This is a genomic window from Massilia norwichensis, from assembly GCF_024753245.1.
GTDB classification, from domain to species: Bacteria; Pseudomonadota; Gammaproteobacteria; order Burkholderiales; family Burkholderiaceae_D; genus Telluria; species Telluria norwichensis.
The window spans coordinates 61604-80252 of sequence record NZ_JANUGX010000004.1 but is presented as its reverse complement, the minus strand read 5'-3'; the positions used below and the strand labels follow the sequence as shown (position 1 = coordinate 80252).

The window sequence follows — 18649 nt, the reverse complement described above, 5'->3', positions numbered from 1 at the left end:
CCTGTTCATGGTCTCGGCGACAGTATAAAGCGCAGCGCTCGGCCAGCAATAAAGTCAGGATCACATCGTCGCAAACATCGCCACCACCGCCACCAGCATGATGGCCACGCCCAGCCAGCCGATCAGGGTGTGGCGGGTGGTCAGCGTGTACTGGTCCATGATCTTGCGGTTATGCGCCAGCATCATCATGACGACCATGATCGGCACCGCGATCACGCCGTTGATCTGGGCCGACAGCACCAGTGCCGCGATCGGGTCGACCGGGGCGAAGTCGAGCAGCACGCCGCCCAGCGTGGCCAGGGCGATGATGCCGTAGAACTCGCGCGCCTCGACCACTTTCAGGTCCAGGCCGTTGCGCCAGCGGAAGCTCTCGGTGACGGCGTAGGCGGCCGAGCCGGCCAGCACCGGCACCGCCAGCATGCCGGTGCCGATGATCCCCAGCGCGAACAGCACGAAGGCGAATTCGCCCGCCACCGGACGCAGCGCCTCGGCCGCCTGTGCCGAGGACTGGATGTCGGTGATGCCGTGCGCGCCCAGCGTGACTGCCGTGGTCAGGATGATGAAGAAGGCCACCAGATTCGAGAAGCCCATGCCGATCAGGGTGTCCGCCTTGATGCGCTTCATCTGCGCCTTCGCATCTTTCGGGCGGGTGCGCAGCGCGCGCGTGCTGGCGTCGTTGCGGATCTCTTCCACTTCCTGCGAGGCCTGCCAGAAGAACAGGTAGGGCGAGATGGTGGTGCCGAACACCGCCACGATCAGGGCCACCGACTCCTTGGTGAAACTGAAGTGCGGCCAGACGGTGCGCGCCAGCACTTCGGTCCAGGGCATGTGCACGGCGAAGGCGGTCGCCACATAGGCCAGCAGGCCGAGCGTCAGCCACTTCAGGTAGCGCACATAGGTGCTGTAGGGCAGGAAGACCTGCAGCAGCAGGCACAGGATGCCGAAGCCCAGCGAATACATGTGCTGCGAGCCGACGCCGGTCACCAGGCGCAGGGCTTCGCCCATGGCGGCGATGTCGGCGGCGATGTTGATCACGTTCGCCACCAGCAGCAGCACGACGATCGCGTACAGCAGCCAGGGCGAATAGGCGCGGCGGATGTTGGCGGCCAGGCCGCGGCCGGTGACGCGGCCGATGCGTGCCGAGACCAGCTGGATGCCGACCATGAAAGGATAGGTCAGGACCAGGGTCCACAAGGTGTTGAAGCCGAATTGCGCGCCGGCCTGGGAATAGGTGGCGATGCCGGATGGGTCGTCGTCCGCCGCGCCGGTGATGAGGCCGGGGCCGAGGGACTTGAGGGTGGCGTTGTCGGTGAGACGGCGGAAGAGCTGGAACTTGGACTTCATCATCGGGCCTGCGCAAATGAAAACGGGCGCGGCCAACGATTTAAAAATGGTCAGCGCGCCGGACGGGTTGAGTTTTTAGAGGGACTGTTCATGGTCGGCGCGGAGTGTAGCACGGTAGAAACGCCTTGCAGCGTCTCCACCGTGTAATAAAAGGTAAATAAGCCTGGCTTAAGCGATCCGGGCGAATACGCGTCGCGCCGCCGCCACGGTTTCTTCGATCACGGCATCGTCGTGCGCGGCCGAGACGAAGCCGGCTTCGAACATCGCCGGCGCAAAATACACGCCCTCGTCCAGCATGCCGTGGAAGAAGCGGTTGAAGCGCTCCTTGTCGCCGGCCATCATTTGGCCATAGGTCGAGGGGATGTGGTGCGAGAAGTACATGCCGAACATGCCGCCGACGGCATCGCCGCAGAAGGCCACGCCGGCTTCTTTCGCGGCTGCCGTCAGACCCGCGACCAGCTTGGCGGTCTGGGCGGACAGCTTGTCGTAGAAGCCCGCTTCCTGCACCAGCTTCAGCGTGGTCATGCCGGCGGCCACCGCCACCGGGTTGCCGGACAGGGTGCCGGCCTGGTAGACCGGGCCGACCGGGGCCATCTTTTCCATCAGCTCGGCGCGTCCACCGAAGGCCGCCACCGGCAGGCCGCCGCCGATCACCTTGCCCAGCGCGGTCAGGTCCGGCGTGATGCCGTACAGTTCCTGGGCGCCGCCGAGGCCGACGCGGAAGCCCGACATCACTTCGTCGAAGATCAGCACGGCGCCGTATTCGGTGCACAGTTCGCGCATGCGGCGCAGGAATTCCGGCGTGGCGCGGATCAGGTTCATGTTGCCGGCCACCGCTTCCACGATCACGCAGGCGATGGTGTCGCCCATCGAGGCGAAGGCGTCTTCCAGCTGCGGGATGTTGTTGTAGTCGAGGACCAGGGTGTGCTTGACGAAGTCTTCCGGCACGCCGGCCGAGGTCGGGTTGCCGAAGGTGAGCAGGCCGGAGCCGGCTTTCACCAGCAGCGAATCGGCGTGGCCGTGGTAGCAGCCTTCGAACTTGACGATCTTGTCGCGGCCGGTGGCGCCGCGCGCCAGGCGCAGCGCGCTCATGGTCGCTTCGGTGCCGGAGGAGACCAGGCGCACCTGCTCGATCGAGGGCACCAGGCGGCAGATCTCTTCGGCGATCTCGATCTCGCCTTCGGTCGGGGCGCCGAAGGACAGGCCGTTCGCGGCCGCATCCTGCACCGCTTTGATCACTTGCGGATGGGCGTGGCCGACGATGGCCGGGCCCCAGGAGCCGATGTAGTCGATGTAGCGCTTGCCGTCGGCGTCCCAGAAGTACGGGCCTTCGGCGCGGGTGATGAAGCGCGGGGTGCCGCCCACCGAGCGGAAGGCGCGCACCGGCGAGTTGACGCCGCCCGGGGTGGTCTGCTGGGCGCGGGCGAACAGGATATCGTTTTTCGAGGTTTGTTCAGTCATGGTTGTTCTTCTTGCTGGTTATCCGGCGCGACGCGCGGGCAGGGCGCCGCGATCCGGTACAGTTTATTGGGAATGAGCCGGCCCATGCCGAAGCGGCAGGCATGCTGCAGGGTGCCGCTGGTGTAGTCCTGGGCATAGGTCAGGGCCTCGACCGCGTCCAGGCCCTGCGCCATGCGCGCCGTCAGCGCCGCCGACAGCGTGTTGCCGGCGCCGACGAAGGGGCCGGGCAGGTGCTGCGGCCAGGACAGGCTGACGGCCAGGCCGTCGGCGTCGTACAGGTTGTCGGCGCGGACGCCATCGCCGCCGCCGATGCCGGTGACCAGCACGTGGCCGCAGCCGAAGGCGGTCAGCTCGGCCACATCCTCGGCCACGGTGGCGACACTGCCCGGGTCGCGCCAGCAGTCGGCGAAGCGCGCCAGCTCGGGCTGCGACATCATCAGCACGTGCGCCTGCGGCACCAGCAACTGGTGGATCAGGGTCAGCATGTCGTCGTCGCGCACGCCGCAATCCGGCAGGCCGGTGGTGAACGGGTCGAGGATCAGCGGCACCTGGGCGTAGTCGGACACGATCTCGGCGATCGCCGCGACCTGTTCCAGGCTGGCCATGGTGCCGACCTTGATCGCGGCAATCGGCATGTCCTCGAGCAGCATCCGGGCCTGTTCGACCACGCTGCTGGACTCGACCGGCTGGATGTGGTCGACGCGTGCGGAATCGGCCACCAGCAGTCCGGTCACCACCGACAGGCCATGGCAACCGTGCATGGCGAAGACGGCCACGTCGGACTGGATGCCCAGCGCGCCGACCGGATCGGCCGGCCCGAATGTGAGGATGAGTGGAGACGGTTGGTTTTGCACAGGGGTTAGATTAAGATACCTGACTCGCCATTTTACTAGATAGAAGGAACCGAAACGTGAGCAACGAAACGCAGGCTTTTCAGACCTGGATGTGTTTGATTTGTGGTTGGGTCTACGATGAAGCCGCAGGCGCGCCGGAAGACGGCATCGCTCCCGGTACCCGTTGGGCCGACGTGCCGATGAACTGGACTTGCCCGGAATGCGGCGCGCGCAAGGACGATTTCGAGATGACCGCCATCTGAGTTGTCGTTTTAGTCATCAAAAACAGGGCATTTGCCGCCCCGGCGATGCCTTCTTGCCAAGCTTGTTGTGAATAGATTATCGCCTTGGTTTTCGCCTAGTTGACGTATAGCAACACTTCGCGCACAAGGCCAGCGCCCTATGCTATCGTGCTGGTTCATGCTGAAGTGAAACTAATATGACGACGCAAGCGACAGGCCTGAAGATCATGGTGATCGACGACAGCAGCACGATCCGCCGTTCCGCCGAAATCTTCCTGACCCAGGCCGGGTACCAGGTGGTGCTGGCCGAGGACGGCTTCGATGCGCTGGCCAAGATCAACGATCACCAGCCCGCGCTGGTGTTCTGCGACATCCTGATGCCGCGCCTGGATGGTTACCAGACCTGCGCGCTGATCAAGAAGAGCGCGAAATTCCACGCGACCCCGGTGGTGATGCTGTCCTCGAAGGACGGCCTGTTCGACCGCGCGCGCGGCGCCATGGTCGGCTCCAGCGCCTATCTCACCAAACCGTTTTCCAAAGACAGCCTCCTTGCCGCCGTGCGTGACCATACGGCAGCAAACGGCATGCATTGACCGGAGCCCATCGTGGCCATACAAAAGATCCTGATCGTCGACGATTCCCCGACCGAACGCTACTACCTGACCGACATCCTGGTGCGCAACGGCTTTACCGTCACCACCGCCGAGAACGGCGAGGAGGCGCTGGCCAAGATCCGCGCCGACCGCCCGCAGCTGATCCTGATGGACGTCGTGATGCCGGGTGCGAACGGGTTCCAGATCACGCGCTCGATTTCGCGCGATCCCGAACTGTCTTCGGTGCCGATCATCATCTGCAGCAGCAAGAACCAGGAAACGGACCGCATCTGGGGCATGCGCCAGGGCGCGAAGGATTATTTCGTCAAGCCGGTCGACGGCCCGGCCCTGCTGGCCAGGATCGCCACGCTCGACGCCTGACATGGCCACCCTCGATCCCGCTGCCCGGCGCCTGCGGCTGCGCCAGTACCAGGAAGAGCTGCTCGAGCGCATGCAGGCCGCGCGCACCGGCAGCGGCGCCCGCACGCACCAGCTGGGCGTCGAGATCGGCGGCGAGCGCTACCTGCTCGACCTGCTCGAAGCCGGCGAGATCGTGCCGGTGCCGCCGCTGACCAGCGTGCCGCTCACCCAGCCCTGGTACCTCGGGCTGGCGAATATCCGCGGCAGCCTGGTCGGCGTGGTCGACCTGGCCCGCTTCTTCGGTTTGCAGGAAAGCGCGGCCGCGCCCGGACCGGCCGCACGGCTGGTGACCTTCTCGCCCAGTCTCGGCATGCCCTGCGGCTTCCTGGCCGCGCGCGTGCACGGGCTGCGCCAGGCCGCCGAGATGACGCCCTCGGCGGGCCGCCTGATCGACGCCGACGGCCATGCCTGGACGCCGCTGGCGCTGGCGGCGCTGGCGCAGGACGAGCGCTTCCTGCAGGTCGGCCTCTGACAAACACATAACGACAACAGGTTCTGGACTGGAGCTGGAATGGGATTCGCATCTAAACTCACGGTGAATTTTCTCGCCAAGGACAAGGACGACGGCAGCACCGTGCTGGCGTCGCCCGACACCCAGTTCGGGATCGGCCTGATGCCGGCCGCCGCCGATGCCGCCGGCATGCCGCAGCACTCGGCCGACGATGCCGCCGAGCGGCTCGGCAACCTGGCCGGCCGCAAGCAGCGCGCCGCCGCAGCCGCTGCCGCCGCGACGGCCGGCGCCGACGAGGAGCTGCGCCTGCCGCTGATCGGCCACCTGTCGCTGCCGCGCCAGCTGCGCATCCTGCTGGTCGCCTTCGTGATCGGCATCCTGCTCACCATCCTGTCTCTGTGGCGTAACGCCGGCAGCGGCGCGGTGGCATTGAACCAGACCCAGATCGCGAGCGAGGCGGTGATGCATTCGCAGCGCGTCGGCAAGGCCGCGACGAATGCGATGCAGGGCAATCCAGACGCCTTCTCCCAGCTCCAGGACAGCCGCATGGCGCTGGGCCGCGACCTCGACCTGCTGGCCAAGGGCGGCAGCTTCAACGGCAACGACATCCCGGCCGCATCGGGCGACACCGCGCGCCAGCTGGGCAAGGTCAGCGCCAAGTGGAAGGTCTCGGATGCGGCAGCCATCAGCATCCTCAAGATGAAGCCGGAGCTGATCGGCTTCGACAGCAGCCTGAAACAGCTGAATATCCTGTCGCCGGAGATGCTGGCGCTGACCGAGGAAATCCTGACCGAACGCACCGGACACGGCGGCAGCGCACGCGAGCTGGCCGCGCTCGGCCGCCTGATGATGCTGACCCAGCGCCTGTCGCGCAGCGCCAACGAGTTCCTGAGCTCGGGCGGCATCAGTCCCGAAACCGCGTTTCAGATGGGCCGCGACATCACGACCTTCCGCGCCACCGTGGACGGCCTGCTGAACGGCAGCCAGGCGCTCGGCCTGGCGCCGCTGAACGACGCCGACCTGCGCAACAAGCTGCTCGAGGTGCAGTCGAAATTCGGCGTCTGCCAGACCATCGTCTCCAGCTTCCTGCACAACCTGTCGGACCTGACCGCCGCCAAGGCCGCCGAGCAAAGCATCTTCCGCGACAACGAAGAGCTGCGCGCCCAGCTCTCGAACCTGCAGGGCGAATTCCGCGCCGACCAGGGCAACGCCGGCCCGTGGTTCTGGCTGCTGGTGGTGGCCTCGATCTTCACGCTGGCGATGGCCGGCAGTATCTCGCGCGTGATGCTGCAGGACTCGCGCAACCGCACCCGCGGCGCCGATGCGCGTCGTCAGGAAGCGGAAGCGATGCGCCTGCTGGCCCAGGCCAAGGAAGAGGAGGCGAAGGCCACCAACGACCAGAACCAGGCCGCGATCCTGCGCCTGATGAACGAATTGCAGGAAGTGGCGGACGGCGACCTGACCGTGTATGCCACCGTGTCCGAGGACATCACCGGCGCGATCGCCGACTCGGTCAACTACACCGTCGAAGAATTGCGCGGCCTGGTGGTGCGCGTCATCGACACCGCCGGCAAGGTGACCCAGGCATCGAACCAGGCGCAGAAGATTTCGAGCGACCTGCTGGTCGCGGCCGGGCAGCAGGCCCGCGAGATCCAGGACACCTCCGCCACCATGCTGCAGATGGCGGGCGAGATCACCGGGGTATCGCAGTCGGCCAACGAATCGGCCGAAGTGGCACGCCAGTCGGTGGCCGCGGCGGAGCAGGGCGCGACCGCGGTGCAGAACGCCATCAAGGGCATGGGCGAGATCCGCGAACAGATCCAGGAAACCAGCAAGCGCATCAAGCGCCTGGGCGAATCCTCGCAGGAGATCGGCGAGATCACCGAGCTGATTTCCGACATTACCGAACAGACCAACGTGCTGGCGCTGAACGCGGCGATCCAGGCGGCTTCCGCCGGCGAGGCGGGGCGCGGCTTCTCGGTCGTGGCCGAGGAAGTGCAGCGCCTGGCCGAACGCTCGGGCGAAGCGGCCAAGCAGATCGGCGCACTGGTGCGCACCATTCAGACCGACACCCACGATGCCGTCGCGGCAATGGAAAAATCGACCCAGGGCGTGGTCGAGGGCGCCCGTCTGTCGGACGCCGCCGGCGCCGCGCTGGCCGATATCTCGCGCGTGTCGAACCGGCTGGCGGAGCTGATCCAGGGTATTTCGACCGCGACCGGCTTGCAGGCGACGTCCGCGAACGGGGTGGCGCACAATATGCAGCACATCCTGGCGATCACCGGACAGGCCCAGGACGGCACGCAGCAGACCGCGCAGTCGATCCAGGAACTGTCCCTGCTCGCACAGGAGCTGAAAAACTCGGTGTCGCGCTTCCGCGTCTCCGCCGCTTAAAATCGATCCATGATCCCGACCTCGTCCCTGCCTTCGTCTTCGTCCACTTTCGCGGCGCCCTTCGATACCGGCCCCCTGTCATGGGTGCTCGGCGAGATCCGCGACGCCCTCGAGCGGTCGGCCAAGGCGCTGCAGGACGCGGCGGGACGCAGCCTCGAGGCGCAGCCGACCCTGCTGCTGCACGCCAGGACCCACCTGCACCAGGCCCACGGCGCGCTGCAGATGGTGGACGTCGAGGGCGTCGACCGCCTGACCGGCGCCGCCGAGAAGGCCATCGACCGCTTCAAGGACGGCTCGCTGGCGGTCACCGCCGAACATGCCGCGGTGGTCGGCGAAGCCTACCAGGCGCTGGTCGAGTACCTGGAAGAGCTGCTGGGCGGCAGCGCGCAGCAGCCGGTGCGCCTGTTCCCTTATTACCGGGCCTTGCAGGAATTGCTGGGCGCGGAGCGTGTGCATCCCGGCGAGATGCTGGTGCTGCACAGCGCCGCCGCCTTGGTGCCGCCGGGCGGCCATGACACCGCGCCCGACCTGGCGGCCTGCCGCGCGCGCTTCGAAAAGGCGCTGCTGCCCTTCCTCAAAAGCGGCAGCCCGGAGGCCGCCGGCGAGCTGCGCGACGCCCTGGCGCCGATCACGCGCGCCCAGACGGAGGTTCGTCCGTACGGCTTCTGGCTGGCGATGCAAACCGTGGCCGACCTGGCCGCGCACGGCCAGCTCCCCAGCGACATCTACCTCAAGCAGCTGCTCGGCCAGATCAACCTGCAGCTGCGCCGCATGGTGCAAGGGCATACCAGCCTGCCCGAGGCGATTCTGCGCGACGCGCTGTTCTTCGTCGCCCAGGCGCCGGAACCGACGCTTGACGCCCGCATGCTGCGCGACGCCCATGGCATCGAAGGACAGGTCCCGCACGACTATCTGACGCGCCGCTATGGCCGCATCGACCGCGAAGCGCTGAAGGATGCGAAGGAAGCGCTGGCCAAGACCAAGGAAGGCTGGGATCGTCTCGCCGGCGAAGGCGTGCCCGAGCAGGAAGCCGATTTCGACGGCGCCCTGGCCAGGCTGGCCGGGGCCAGCGAAAAGCTGGGCGCACCGCAACTGGCGCAGCTGCTGCGCGAGCTGGGCGAGGCCGCGCGCCAGGCCGTGACCGGCGGGCGCAGCGACCAGTTCAGCATGGAGATGGCGGCGGCGATGCTGTTCGTCGAGCATGGGCTCGACCAGGTGCGCCAACTGCCCGAGGATTTCGGTCAGCATGCCGAGGCGGTCGGCCAGCGCCTGCTGGCACTGGCGCAGGGCGAGACGCCGCCCGAAGCGCCCCTCTGGCAGGGCGATCTCGCACGCGAACTGCAGCAGGGCCAGACCGTGGCCGTGCTGGCGGGCGAGATCCGCACCGGCCTGCGCCAGGTCGAAAAACTGATCGACGAATTCCACGAAAACCCCACGCGCACCGACACGCTGGAACAGGCCGACCCGCTGCTGCACCAGTTGCAGGGCGCACTGTCCATCCTCGACCAGGACCAGGCCACGCGCGCCTGTGAGCACGTGCGCGAACGCGTGCGCGAACTGGCCGCCGGCGGGCAGGACGACGCCACCCGCACCCGGGTGCTGGAAAACCTGGCCCAGAACGTCGGCGCGCTCGGCTTCTTCATCGACGCGCTGGCGCAGAACACCGACACCGCACGCCGCCGCTTCCGCTTCGATGCCGATGAAGGCCTGTTCCGCGAGCTGCCCTTCGATGCGGCCGATGTTGTCGATGCGCCGGCGGACGAGGTGGCGCAGCCGGAGCCGCCGGAGGCACCTACAGCGGCCGAGGCACCGGCTGCCGTCGCGGCGCCGGCGCCTGCCGATGCAGTTGCCGACGTCGTTGCCGATGCGGTTCCCGATGCCGTTGCCGATGCGGCGCAGGGCGATGCCGCCATCGAGGCCGAGCTGCTGGAGATTTTCATCAGCGAAGCCCAGGAAGTGCTGGGCGTGGTCGCCGCCACGCTGCCGGCCGCGCATGCCCAGCCGGATAGCCAGGAAACCCTGACCCGCCTGCGCCGCTCCTTCCACACCTTGAAGGGCAGCGGCCGCATGGTCGGGCTGGACCGCTTCGCGTCGCTTGCCGCCGCCATCGAAAAGACCATGAACCTGTGGCTGGCCGAATCGCGCGCCGCCACGCCGGACCTGCTGGCGCTGCTGGACCGTGCGCATGCCGAGCTGTCGGCCTGGGTCGAGGAACTGGCCGCGGGAGCGGGCAGCGCGCGCGACGGCGAGGCCCTGGCGGCCGCCGCGGCGCGGGTGCAGGAGGGCGGCGTCTTTGCGGTGGAAGAGCCGGCGGCCCCGGTTGTCGAAGAAACCGTGGCCGACCCTGCCGCCGACATCGATGCCATCGACGTCGCCGCGGTGGAAACCGGGGAGGCGCTGCCGCCGAACGTGGTCGCCTTCCCGCTGGCCGAAGAGAACATCAAGCGCATCGGCGGGCTCGAGATCCCGTTGCCGTTGTATAACATCTACCTGGGCGAGACCGAGGAGCTGATCGGCACCCTGGGGCGCGACTTTGCCCAGTGGCGCGAAGAGCCGCTGCGCGCGGTCTCGGCGCAGGCGCTGAAGGCCTCGCATACGCTGGGCGGTACCTCGGCCACGGTCGGCTTCCACGCGCTGCGCGAGATCGCGTTCGCGCTCGAAGAAGCGCTGCAGGTGGCGACCCCGCCGCTGAGCGAGGAACAGCAGCAGCTGCTCGACGAAACCGTGGAACGCGTGCGCATCATGCGCCAGGTGTTTTCGCTGGGCGAGCTGGCGCCGGCGCAGCCGGAACTGCTGGCGCGCCTGCAGGGCCTGCGCGACGAGCTGGGGCGCAAGAAGGCCGACAGCGTGTTCGACGGCGCCGACCAAGAGTTGGCGCAGCGCCTGGACGCGCTGTTCGCCGCCGCCTACGACAGCATCCTGGCCGACCCGCCGCTGCCGGCCGGCCCGCTGGCCGTGCCGGAACTGGATACGCCCGCGCCGGGATTGCGCGCGACCGAGCCGCAGCCGGTCGACCCGGCGGTGGCCGCCGTCGACGATCTGTTCGACAGCTATTTCGACGATCCGTTTGCGGCGCCGAGCCTGGAGCAGGCTGTGGCGCCGGAAGTGGAACCCGAACCGCAACTGGTCTTCGACGCTGCCGCCGACCTCGACGAGTCCTTCGCCGCCGCCGAACCCGCCGCGGAGATGGCCGCCGGGATCGCGGCGGAGCCCGAGCCCGAGCCGGAGCCCGAGCCGGAGCCGGTGCTGGCCGCCGAACCGATCTTCACCGACGAGCTGGACCCGGACCTGCTGCCGGTCTTCATGGAAGAAGCGGCGGACCTGCTGCCGCAGATCGGCAAGGATCTGCGCGAGTGGCAACAGGACCCGGCCGCCAACGCCGTCGCCCATGGGCTGCTGCGCGCGCTGCACACGGTGAAGGGCAGCGCCCGGATGGCCGGCGCGATGCGCCTGGGCCAGCACACGCACGCGCTGGAAACCCAGATCGAGAACATGCTGCATGCCGGCACCACCAGCCCGGCGGCCTTCGACGAACTGCTGGCCAACTACGACCAGGCGCTGCTGCTGTTCGAACAGCTGCAGCAGCCGGACGGCCAGGCCGCGCCGGCATCCCCGTCGCCGGCGGAGGCGCAGCCGCAGGCACAGGCGGACCTGCAGCAGGCCGTGCGTGCGCCGCTGGTGCGGGTGCGTGCCGACATCCTCGACCGCTTGGTCAACCAGGCCGGCGAAGTGTCGATCACGCGCTCCAAGCTGGAAAACCAGGTCGGCTCGCTGAAGTCGGCGCTCGCCGATTTCTCGGACAACCTGGGGCGCCTGCGCCACCAGCTGCGCGAAGTCGAGATGCAGGCCGAGTCGCAGATCGCTTCGCGCCTGTCGATCGCCGGCGAGCGCGAGTTCGATCCGCTCGAATTCGACCGCTTCACGCGCCTGCAGGAACTGACGCGCATGATGGCCGAGAGCGTGAACGACGTCGCCTCCTTCCACGAAGGATTGAGCCGCACGGTGGATGCCGCCGTCGAAGACCTGTCGACGCAGTCGCGCCTGACGCGCGAACTGCAGCGCGACCTGATGCGGGCACGGATGGTGCCGTTCGCGAGTTTGTCCGAGCGCCTGTTCCGCGTCGCGCGCCAGACCGCGAAGGAGACCGATAAGCGCGTCAACCTGGACATCCGCGGCGGCGCGGTCGAGATCGACCGCAGCGTGCTGGAACGGATGGCGGCGCCCTTCGAACACCTGCTGCGCAACGCCATCGTGCACGGCGTCGAAGCGCGTGCGCGCCGTTTAGAGAGCGGCAAGCCCGAAACCGGCGAGCTGCTGGTGCAGGTCAGCCAGCAGGGCAACGAGGTGCAGATCCGCTTTGCCGACGATGGCGCCGGCCTGGACCTGGCACGCATCCGCGCCAAGGGCGAGGCCAATGGCCTGCTCGGCCCTGACGCCGAGGTGGCGGATGCCGAGCTGGCCGAACTGATCTTCGAGCCGGGCTTCTCGACCGCCGATGCGCTGACCGAACTGGCCGGCCGCGGCGTCGGCATGGACGTGGTGCGTTCCGAAGCGCGCGCGCTAGGCGGACGCGTCGAGATCGCCAGCGAAGCGGGCAAGGGCGCGACCTTCACCATCCACCTGCCGCTGACCCTGGCCGTCAACCAGGTCGTGCTGGTGGCCAGCGGCGCCAAGACCTATGCGTTGCCGGCCAACCTGGTCGGCCAGGTGCTGCAGGTGCGCGAAGCCGAGCTGGCCGCGGCCCGTGCCGCCGGCGCGATCCAGGTCCAGGGCGAAGCGGTGCCGCTGCGCTATCTGCCGGAAATGCTGAACGAGCCGGGCGGCCCGGGCGGCGCGCGCTCCCTGCCGGTGCTGGTGCTGGGCGCCGGCGCCCACCGGCTGGCGCTGCAGGTCGACGAGGTGCTGGGCAACCGCGAGGTCGTGATCAAGAACGTCGGGCCGCAGCTGGCGCGCCTGCCGGGCATTGCCGGCGCCACCGTGCTGGGTTCGGGCGAGATCGTGCTGATCCTGAATCCGCTGCTGCTGCCGGACCACGGCCTGCCGGCCCCGGTGCAGGACGAGGCAGCGGCCGCGCCGGCACACCGCGCGACCATCATGGTGGTCGACGATTCGCTGACCGTGCGCCGCGTGACCCAGCGCCTGCTGGAGCGCGAGGGCTACCGGGTGCTGCTGGCCAAGGATGGCGTCGAGGCGCTGGAGCAGATCCAGGCGCCGGAGACCCGTCCCGACCTGATGCTGGTCGATATCGAGATGCCGCGCATGGACGGCTTCGACCTGACCCGCAACGTGCGCGACAACGAGACCACCCACGCCATCCCGATCATCATGATCACCTCGCGTACCGCCGACAAGCACCGCAACTATGCGCTCGGCCTGGGCGTGGATGCCTACTTCGGCAAGCCCTTCCAGGAAGACGTGCTGCTGGCGGCGATCGGCGGATTACTCTCGTAAGGCACCGAAGCGCGCCAGCGTGCGTTCGCGCGCCTGCTCGTGGTCGACGATGGGCAGCGGGTAGTCGCGGCCCAGCACCAGGCCGGCGCGCTCCAGCGCAGCCGGTTTCGCCAGCCAGGGCGCATGGATGGCCGTTCCTTCGAGCGCGGCCAGCTGCGGCAGCCAGCGGCGGATGAAGGCGCCGTCCGGATCGAAGCGCTTCGATTGCGTGACCGGATTGAAGATGCGGAACCAGGGCTGGGCGTCGCAGCCGGTCGATGCCGCCCACTGCCAGCCGCCGTTGTTCGACGCCAGTTCGTAGTCGTTCAATTGCGCCGCGAAATAACGTTCGCCGCGCAGCCACGAAATCCCGAGATCCTTGGTCAGAAAACTGGCCGTCACCATGCGCAGGCGGTTGTGCATGAAGCCGGTGCGGTTCAGCTGCGCCATCGCCGCATCGACCAGCGGATAGCCGGTGCGGCCCTCGCACCAGGCCGCGAACGCCGCGTCGGCCTCTGGTCCTTCTTCCCACTGCAGCCTATCGAAGGCGGCCTTGAAGGACTGCGTCTGCACGCGCGGATGGCGCTGCAGGATCATCATGTAGAACTCACGCCAGATCAGCTCCGACAGCCAGGTCGCGGCGCCATCTTTCCCATGGTCCGCGCGTGCGCGCAGCAGGCGCACAAGGCCGCGCACCGACAGCGTGCCGAAGCGCAGGTGCACCGACAGCCGCGAGGTGCTGTCCAGCGCCGGGAAGTCGCGTTGGGTACGGTAGTCGTCGATGCGCTGCAGGAAGCTGTCCAGCAGCTGCCGGGCGCCGGACATGCCGGCCGGGAGAATGGGGGCGGCGTTGGGGACGAAGCCGAGTTCTTCCAGCGTCGGCAGCCGGTGTCCCGCAGGCGCGGGCGCCAATTTGTCGGCCCAGGGCGCGGTGTCGTACGCCTCGATGGCCTCCGGATGCGCCGCCAGTCGCTTGAGCCAGGCATTCTTGTAGGGCGTGAAGACGGAGAAGGCGCCGCCGGCCTGGGTCAGCACGTCCTCCTTTTCGAAGATCACCTGGTCCTTGAAGGTCTGCAGGCTGCGCCCGGCCTCGCGCAGGCGCTGCTGGACTGCGCGGTCGCGCGCGATGGCGGCCGGTTCGTAGTCGTGGTTGGCGAACACCGATTCCGCGTCCAGCTCGGCGGCCAGGCGCACGATCTCGTCTGCGGCGCGCCCTTCGCGCACGATCAGGTAAGCTCCCCATGAACGCAGGCGCGCGTCGAGTTCGACCAGGCTGGCGTGGATGAACTGCACGCGGCGGTCGTCGCGCGGCAGGCCAGTCAGGATTTCGGTATCGAACACGAATACGCAGTGCACGCGATCGGAGGAACGCAGTGCGTGGTGCAGGGCGGCATGGTCCTCGACCCGCAGGTCGCGCCGGAACCAGACCAGAGAGTTTCTCAGGGTCATCTTCTGTGTGTGGAGTCAATGCAGTTGGGCATTTTACTGTCTACCATTCTTTCGACTTGGGCGCCGACAAAGCGCCCGCCAACGCGCCTTCATGGCCGCGTAAGCAAATGGGTGTAAACTAGCGAAAAACCCAAGCTTATCGTGTGGACCACCAGCGGTCGTAGAGAGTGAGCCAACAGAGAGTATGCGTATGAAGAAAAGTAAGGTCGGCAAGCCTCTAAGCATGCCCGGGATGCCCCAGGAGGCGCCCGAGAGCCTGATGGAATCGGGCTCGGTCCAGTCCGAACTGAACCTGGCAAATCATTTCCTGATCGCCATGCCGTCGATGAATGACCCGATCTTCGGCGGTACGGTCGTGTATATCTGCGAACACAACGACAAGGGCGTGCTCGGCGTCGTCATCAACAAGCCGACCGACATGACCATGGACGTGCTGTTCGACCGTATCGACCTGAAGGTGACCGACACCCTGCGTCCCAACGTGGGCGACGAGCCGATCATGTTCGGCGGTCCGGTGCAGGACGATCGCGGTTTCGTGCTGCATTCGCCGGGCGGCCGTTATTCGTCCTCGCTCAGCGTCACCGACGACGTCGCCTTCACCACCTCGATCGACGTGCTGGAAGCGGTCGCCAACGGCACCGGTCCGCAGCGCATGCTGGTTTCGATCGGCTATGCCGGCTGGAGTCCGGGCCAGCTGGAAGAGGAAATCGCCCGCAACGGCTGGCTCACGGTGGGCGCCGACGCCAGGGTCCTGTTCGACCTGCCGATCGAGGAACGCTACACAGCCGCCATCAAGCTGCTGGGCATCGATCCGCTCATGCTCGCAACGGAAGCCGGCCATGCATAAGGGGATCGTGTCCCTGTAATGGTAGAGATCGTTTTCGGATTCGACTTCGGCGTCAAGCGCATCGGTATCGCGATGGGCAACACGCTGACTGGCCAGGCACAGCCTCTTTCCGTCATCAAGGCCGTCGACAACGCGACCCGCTTCAACGTCATCGGCGAGCTCATTGCGCAATGGAAGCCGGCCCGTCTCGTGGTCGGCGAGCCGCGCCATCCCGACGGCGCCGAGCATGACATGACCCTGCGTGCGCGCCGCTTCGCCAATCAACTGCACGGCCGTTTCAAGCTGCCCGTCGAGCTGGTCGACGAGCGCTATTCGTCTGCCGTGATCCCCGCCAAGCGCGGCGAGATCATCGACGCCAAGGCCGCCGCCATCATTTTGCAACAATACTTTGACGACCATGCCAACTCCTACTGACCAAGCGGTTTACGACGCCGAGGCGCTGTACCGCACCCTGCTCGAGCAGGTGCGCGCCGGGCTTGCCGGCGTGCCCGATGCCGCCATCGTCGGCATCCATTCGGGCGGCGCCTGGCTGGCCGAGCGGCTCGCCGCCGACCTCGGCCTGCAGAACCGCCTCGGTTTTATCGACGTCTCCTTCTACCGCGACGATTACGCGAAAAAGGGCCTGCACCCGGACGTGAAGCCGACCCGCATCGAGTTCAACGTCGACAGCGCCACCATCCTGCTGGTCGACGACGTGCTGGAAACCGGCCGCACGGTGCGCGCCGCGATCAACGTGCTGTTCGACTACGGCCGTCCGCAGCGTATCATGTTGGCTGCGCTGGCCGACCGTGGCGGCCGCGAACTGCCGGTCGCGGCGGATTTCGCGGGCGTGCGCACCGTTCTCCCGCCTGGCCAGTCGCTGGCCCTGTCGCGCACTAGCGCCGGTCAACTCTCGCTCACGATCGAAGACGACAATGCATAACCCGCAACTCAACAAGAACGGCGAGCTGCAGCACCTTCTGAGTATCGAAGGCCTGCCCAAGTCCATCCTCAACCACATCCTCGACACCGCCTCGAGCTTCGTGAGCATTTCGGACCGCGAGGTCAAGAAGGTGCCGCTCATGCGCGGCAAGAGCGTGTTCAACCTGTTCTTCGAGAACTCGACCCGCACCCGCACCACCTTCGAGATCGCCTCCAAGCGCCTGTCGGCCGACGTCATCAACCTGAACATCGCTGCCTCCTCGACCTCGAAGGGCGAGTCCCTGCTCGACACCATCGACAACCTGGCGGCCATGCATGCCGACATGTTCGTGGTGCGCCACTCGCAGTCGGGCGCGCCCTACCTGATCGCCAAGCACCTGAACGATACGAAGCAGAACCACGTGCACGTGGTGAACGCCGGCGACGGCCGCCATGCGCACCCGACCCAAGGCCTGCTCGACATGTACACGATCAGGCACTACAAGAAGGACTTCACCAACCTGCGCGTGGCCATCGTCGGCGACATCCTGCACAGCCGCGTGGCGCGTTCGGACATCCACGCGCTGACCACGCTGGGCGTGCCGGAAGTGCGCGCGATCGCCCCGCATACGCTGCTACCGGGCGGCCTGGAACAGATGGGCGTGCGCGTGTTCACCGACATCGACGAAGGCCTGAAGGACGTCGACGTGATCATCATGCTGCGCCTGCAGAACGAGCGCATGACGGGCGCGCTGCTGCCTTCGGCCGGCGAATACTTCAAGAGCTACGGCCTGACGCCGGAGCGCCTGGCCCTGGCCAAGCCGGATGCGATCGTGATGCACCCGGGACCGATGAACCGCGGCGTCGAGATCGACTCGGCCGTGGCGGACGGCGCGCAGGCGGTGATCCTGCCGCAGGTGACCTTCGGTATCGCGGTACGGATGGCGGTGATGAGCATTGTGGCCGGTAGTCATACTTAACCTTCGCACGCATGAACTTACATATCAAGAACGGCCGGGTGATCGATCCGGCAAACGGCATCGATGCCGTGCAGGACCTGTACATCGCCGACGGCAAGGTGGCGGGCGTGGGCAGCGCGCCGGAGGGTTTCGAAGCCGCCCGCACCATCGACGCCACCGGCCTGGTGGTGGCGCCGGGCCTGGTCGACCTCTCGGCCCGCCTGCGCGAGCCGGGTTACGAATACAAGGCGACACTGGAGTCGGAGATGCAGGCGGCGATGCAGGGCGGCGTGACCACGCTGGTCTGCCCGCCCGACACCGACCCGGTGCTCGACGAGCCGGGCCTGGTCGAGATGCTCAAGCACCGCGCGCGCATCCTGAACCAGGCCAACGTGCATCCGCTGGGCGCGCTCACTGTCGGCCTGAAGGGCAAGTCCCTGACCGAAATGGCCGAGCTGACCGAAGCCGGCTGCATCGGCTTCGCCCAGGCCGAGGAGCCGATCGAGGACACCACCGTGCTGCTGCGCGCGCTGCAGTATGCGAAAACCTTCGGCTACACCGTCTGGCTGCGCCCGCAGGACCCGTACATCGGCCGCGGCGGCGTGGCGCATGCCGGTCCGCTGGCGTCGCGCCTGGGCCTGTCCGGCGTGCCGGTGATGTCCGAGACCATCGCCCTGCACACCATCTTCGAACTGATGCGGGCCAGCGGCGCGCGCGTGCACCTGTGCCGTATTTCATCAAGCGCGGCGCTGGAGCTGATCCGCGCCGCCAAGAAGGAAGGCCTGCCGGTCACCTGCGACGTCGGCGTGCACCACCTGCACATGACCGATGCCGACATCGGCTTCTTCGACCCCAACGCGCGCCTGACGCCGCCGCTGCGCACCCAGCGCGACCGCGAAGCGATCCGCGCGGCGCTGCTGGATGGGACGATCGACGCCGTCTGCTCGGACCACACCCCGGTCGACGACGACGAGAAGCTGCTGCCCTTCGCCGAAGCTTCGCCCGGCGCCACCGGCCTGGAACTGCTGCTGTCCCTGACCCTGAAATGGGCGGAAGAGCAGCATGCAGCCACGGACGCGCTGGCGCAGGCGATCCGCAAGATCACCGCCGATCCGGCGCGCATGGCCGGCCTGCCGGCGGGCACGCTGTCGGTCGGCGCCAGCGCCGACGTGGTGGTGTTCGACCCGCAGGCACGCTGGCTGGTGGCGCCGTCCGCGCTGGCCAGCCAGGGCAAGCACACGCCCTTCCTCGGCTATGAGCTGAGCGGGCAGGTGAGGGCGACCGTGGTCGCCGGCCACCTGGCGTGGGAGCGCCGAGCCTGATACC

General features: G+C 67.5%; 15 protein-coding genes. 11 read left to right on the top strand and 4 right to left on the bottom strand.

Features of this window, described 5'->3' with window-relative positions:
* Positions 1-60: 60 nt before the first annotated feature.
* The 3 genes from NX782_RS04920 to thiD form a co-directional block, all read right to left on the bottom strand.
* Entirely contained in the window at positions 61-1347 is a 1287-nt protein-coding gene (locus tag NX782_RS04920) for an NRAMP family divalent metal transporter (protein WP_258844303.1), read from the bottom strand.
* Between the two features lie 165 nt (positions 1348-1512).
* On the bottom strand, positions 1513-2805 hold the full coding sequence (gene hemL / locus NX782_RS04915) for a glutamate-1-semialdehyde 2,1-aminomutase (RefSeq protein ID WP_258844302.1): 1293 nt from the start codon (positions 2803-2805) through the stop codon (positions 1513-1515).
* Positions 2802-3659 carry a bifunctional hydroxymethylpyrimidine kinase/phosphomethylpyrimidine kinase gene (gene thiD / locus NX782_RS04910; RefSeq protein ID WP_258844301.1) on the bottom strand — a complete coding sequence of 286 codons (858 nt, stop codon included), beginning with the start codon at positions 3657-3659 and terminating at the stop codon, positions 2802-2804. Before thiD ends, hemL begins: the two co-directional genes overlap by 4 nt.
* Before the next feature lie 89 nt (positions 3660-3748).
* On the opposite strand from thiD, the gene NX782_RS04905 reads away from it, so the two are divergent.
* From NX782_RS04905 to NX782_RS04880, 6 genes are all read left to right on the top strand, one after another.
* Positions 3749-3901 (top strand): rubredoxin, encoded by a 153-nt coding sequence (locus NX782_RS04905; protein ID WP_036170087.1) that lies wholly within the window; start codon positions 3749-3751, stop codon positions 3899-3901.
* Between the two features lie 176 nt (positions 3902-4077).
* The gene (locus NX782_RS04900; protein WP_258844300.1) at positions 4078-4473 is read left to right on the top strand and encodes a response regulator; all 396 of its coding nucleotides are present in this window, start codon (positions 4078-4080) and stop codon (positions 4471-4473) included.
* Positions 4474-4485: 12 nt separating this feature from the next.
* Complete coding sequence (locus NX782_RS04895) at positions 4486-4854, top strand: response regulator (RefSeq protein ID WP_370661762.1); 369 nt, start codon at positions 4486-4488, stop codon at positions 4852-4854.
* 1 nt (position 4855) lies between these two features.
* Positions 4856-5365 carry a chemotaxis protein CheW gene (locus NX782_RS04890; RefSeq protein ID WP_258844299.1) on the top strand — a complete coding sequence of 170 codons (510 nt, stop codon included), beginning with the start codon at positions 4856-4858 and terminating at the stop codon, positions 5363-5365.
* 39 nt (positions 5366-5404) lie between these two features.
* Positions 5405-7738, top strand: coding sequence for a methyl-accepting chemotaxis protein (locus NX782_RS04885; RefSeq protein WP_258844298.1), 2334 nt, complete (start codon positions 5405-5407; stop codon positions 7736-7738).
* Between the two features lie 9 nt (positions 7739-7747).
* Positions 7748-13189 (top strand): hybrid sensor histidine kinase/response regulator, encoded by a 5442-nt coding sequence (locus tag NX782_RS04880; protein WP_258844297.1) that lies wholly within the window; start codon positions 7748-7750, stop codon positions 13187-13189.
* Here NX782_RS04880 and NX782_RS04875 read toward each other — a convergent pair.
* Positions 13178-14617 (bottom strand): cryptochrome/photolyase family protein, encoded by a 1440-nt coding sequence (locus tag NX782_RS04875; RefSeq protein ID WP_258844296.1) that lies wholly within the window; start codon positions 14615-14617, stop codon positions 13178-13180. The genes NX782_RS04880 and NX782_RS04875 overlap by 12 nt on opposite strands.
* A gap of 190 nt (positions 14618-14807) precedes the next feature.
* On the opposite strand from NX782_RS04875, the gene NX782_RS04870 reads away from it, so the two are divergent.
* From NX782_RS04870 to NX782_RS04850, 5 genes are read left to right on the top strand one after another with little or no spacing between them, the layout of a single operon-like run.
* A complete protein-coding gene (locus NX782_RS04870; RefSeq protein ID WP_370661761.1) occupies positions 14808-15464 on the top strand; it encodes a YqgE/AlgH family protein in 657 nt (218 codons plus the stop codon).
* A gap of 18 nt (positions 15465-15482) precedes the next feature.
* Positions 15483-15878 (top strand): Holliday junction resolvase RuvX, encoded by a 396-nt coding sequence (gene ruvX, locus NX782_RS04865; protein WP_258844295.1) that lies wholly within the window; start codon positions 15483-15485, stop codon positions 15876-15878.
* Complete coding sequence (gene pyrR / locus NX782_RS04860; protein WP_258844294.1) at positions 15862-16386, top strand: bifunctional pyr operon transcriptional regulator/uracil phosphoribosyltransferase PyrR; 525 nt, start codon at positions 15862-15864, stop codon at positions 16384-16386. The genes ruvX and pyrR overlap by 17 nt, the downstream gene beginning before the upstream one ends.
* Complete coding sequence (locus tag NX782_RS04855) at positions 16379-17344, top strand: aspartate carbamoyltransferase catalytic subunit (protein ID WP_258844293.1); 966 nt, start codon at positions 16379-16381, stop codon at positions 17342-17344. The genes pyrR and NX782_RS04855 overlap by 8 nt, the downstream gene beginning before the upstream one ends.
* Before the next feature lie 11 nt (positions 17345-17355).
* Complete coding sequence (locus NX782_RS04850; protein ID WP_258844292.1) at positions 17356-18645, top strand: dihydroorotase; 1290 nt, start codon at positions 17356-17358, stop codon at positions 18643-18645.
* The last annotated feature ends 4 nt before the right edge of the window (positions 18646-18649 follow it).

Coding starts and splice junctions, on each gene's coding strand:
- NX782_RS04855 (WP_258844293.1), top strand. CDS start 16,379: ATGCATAACCCGCAACTCAACAAGAACGGCGAGCTGCAGCACCTTCTG.
- ruvX (WP_258844295.1), top strand. CDS start 15,483: ATGGTAGAGATCGTTTTCGGATTCGACTTCGGCGTCAAGCGCATCGGT.
- NX782_RS04905 (WP_036170087.1), top strand. CDS start 3,749: ATGTGTTTGATTTGTGGTTGGGTCTACGATGAAGCCGCAGGCGCGCCG.
- hemL (WP_258844302.1), bottom strand. CDS start 2,805: ATGACTGAACAAACCTCGAAAAACGATATCCTGTTCGCCCGCGCCCAG.
- pyrR (WP_258844294.1), top strand. CDS start 15,862: ATGCCAACTCCTACTGACCAAGCGGTTTACGACGCCGAGGCGCTGTAC.
- NX782_RS04900 (WP_258844300.1), top strand. CDS start 4,078: ATGACGACGCAAGCGACAGGCCTGAAGATCATGGTGATCGACGACAGC.
- NX782_RS04875 (WP_258844296.1), bottom strand. CDS start 14,617: ATGACCCTGAGAAACTCTCTGGTCTGGTTCCGGCGCGACCTGCGGGTC.
- NX782_RS04885 (WP_258844298.1), top strand. CDS start 5,405: ATGGGATTCGCATCTAAACTCACGGTGAATTTTCTCGCCAAGGACAAG.
- NX782_RS04870 (WP_370661761.1), top strand. CDS start 14,808: ATGAAGAAAAGTAAGGTCGGCAAGCCTCTAAGCATGCCCGGGATGCCC.
- NX782_RS04850 (WP_258844292.1), top strand. CDS start 17,356: ATGAACTTACATATCAAGAACGGCCGGGTGATCGATCCGGCAAACGGC.
- NX782_RS04890 (WP_258844299.1), top strand. CDS start 4,856: ATGGCCACCCTCGATCCCGCTGCCCGGCGCCTGCGGCTGCGCCAGTAC.
- NX782_RS04880 (WP_258844297.1), top strand. CDS start 7,748: ATGATCCCGACCTCGTCCCTGCCTTCGTCTTCGTCCACTTTCGCGGCG.
- NX782_RS04920 (WP_258844303.1), bottom strand. CDS start 1,347: ATGATGAAGTCCAAGTTCCAGCTCTTCCGCCGTCTCACCGACAACGCC.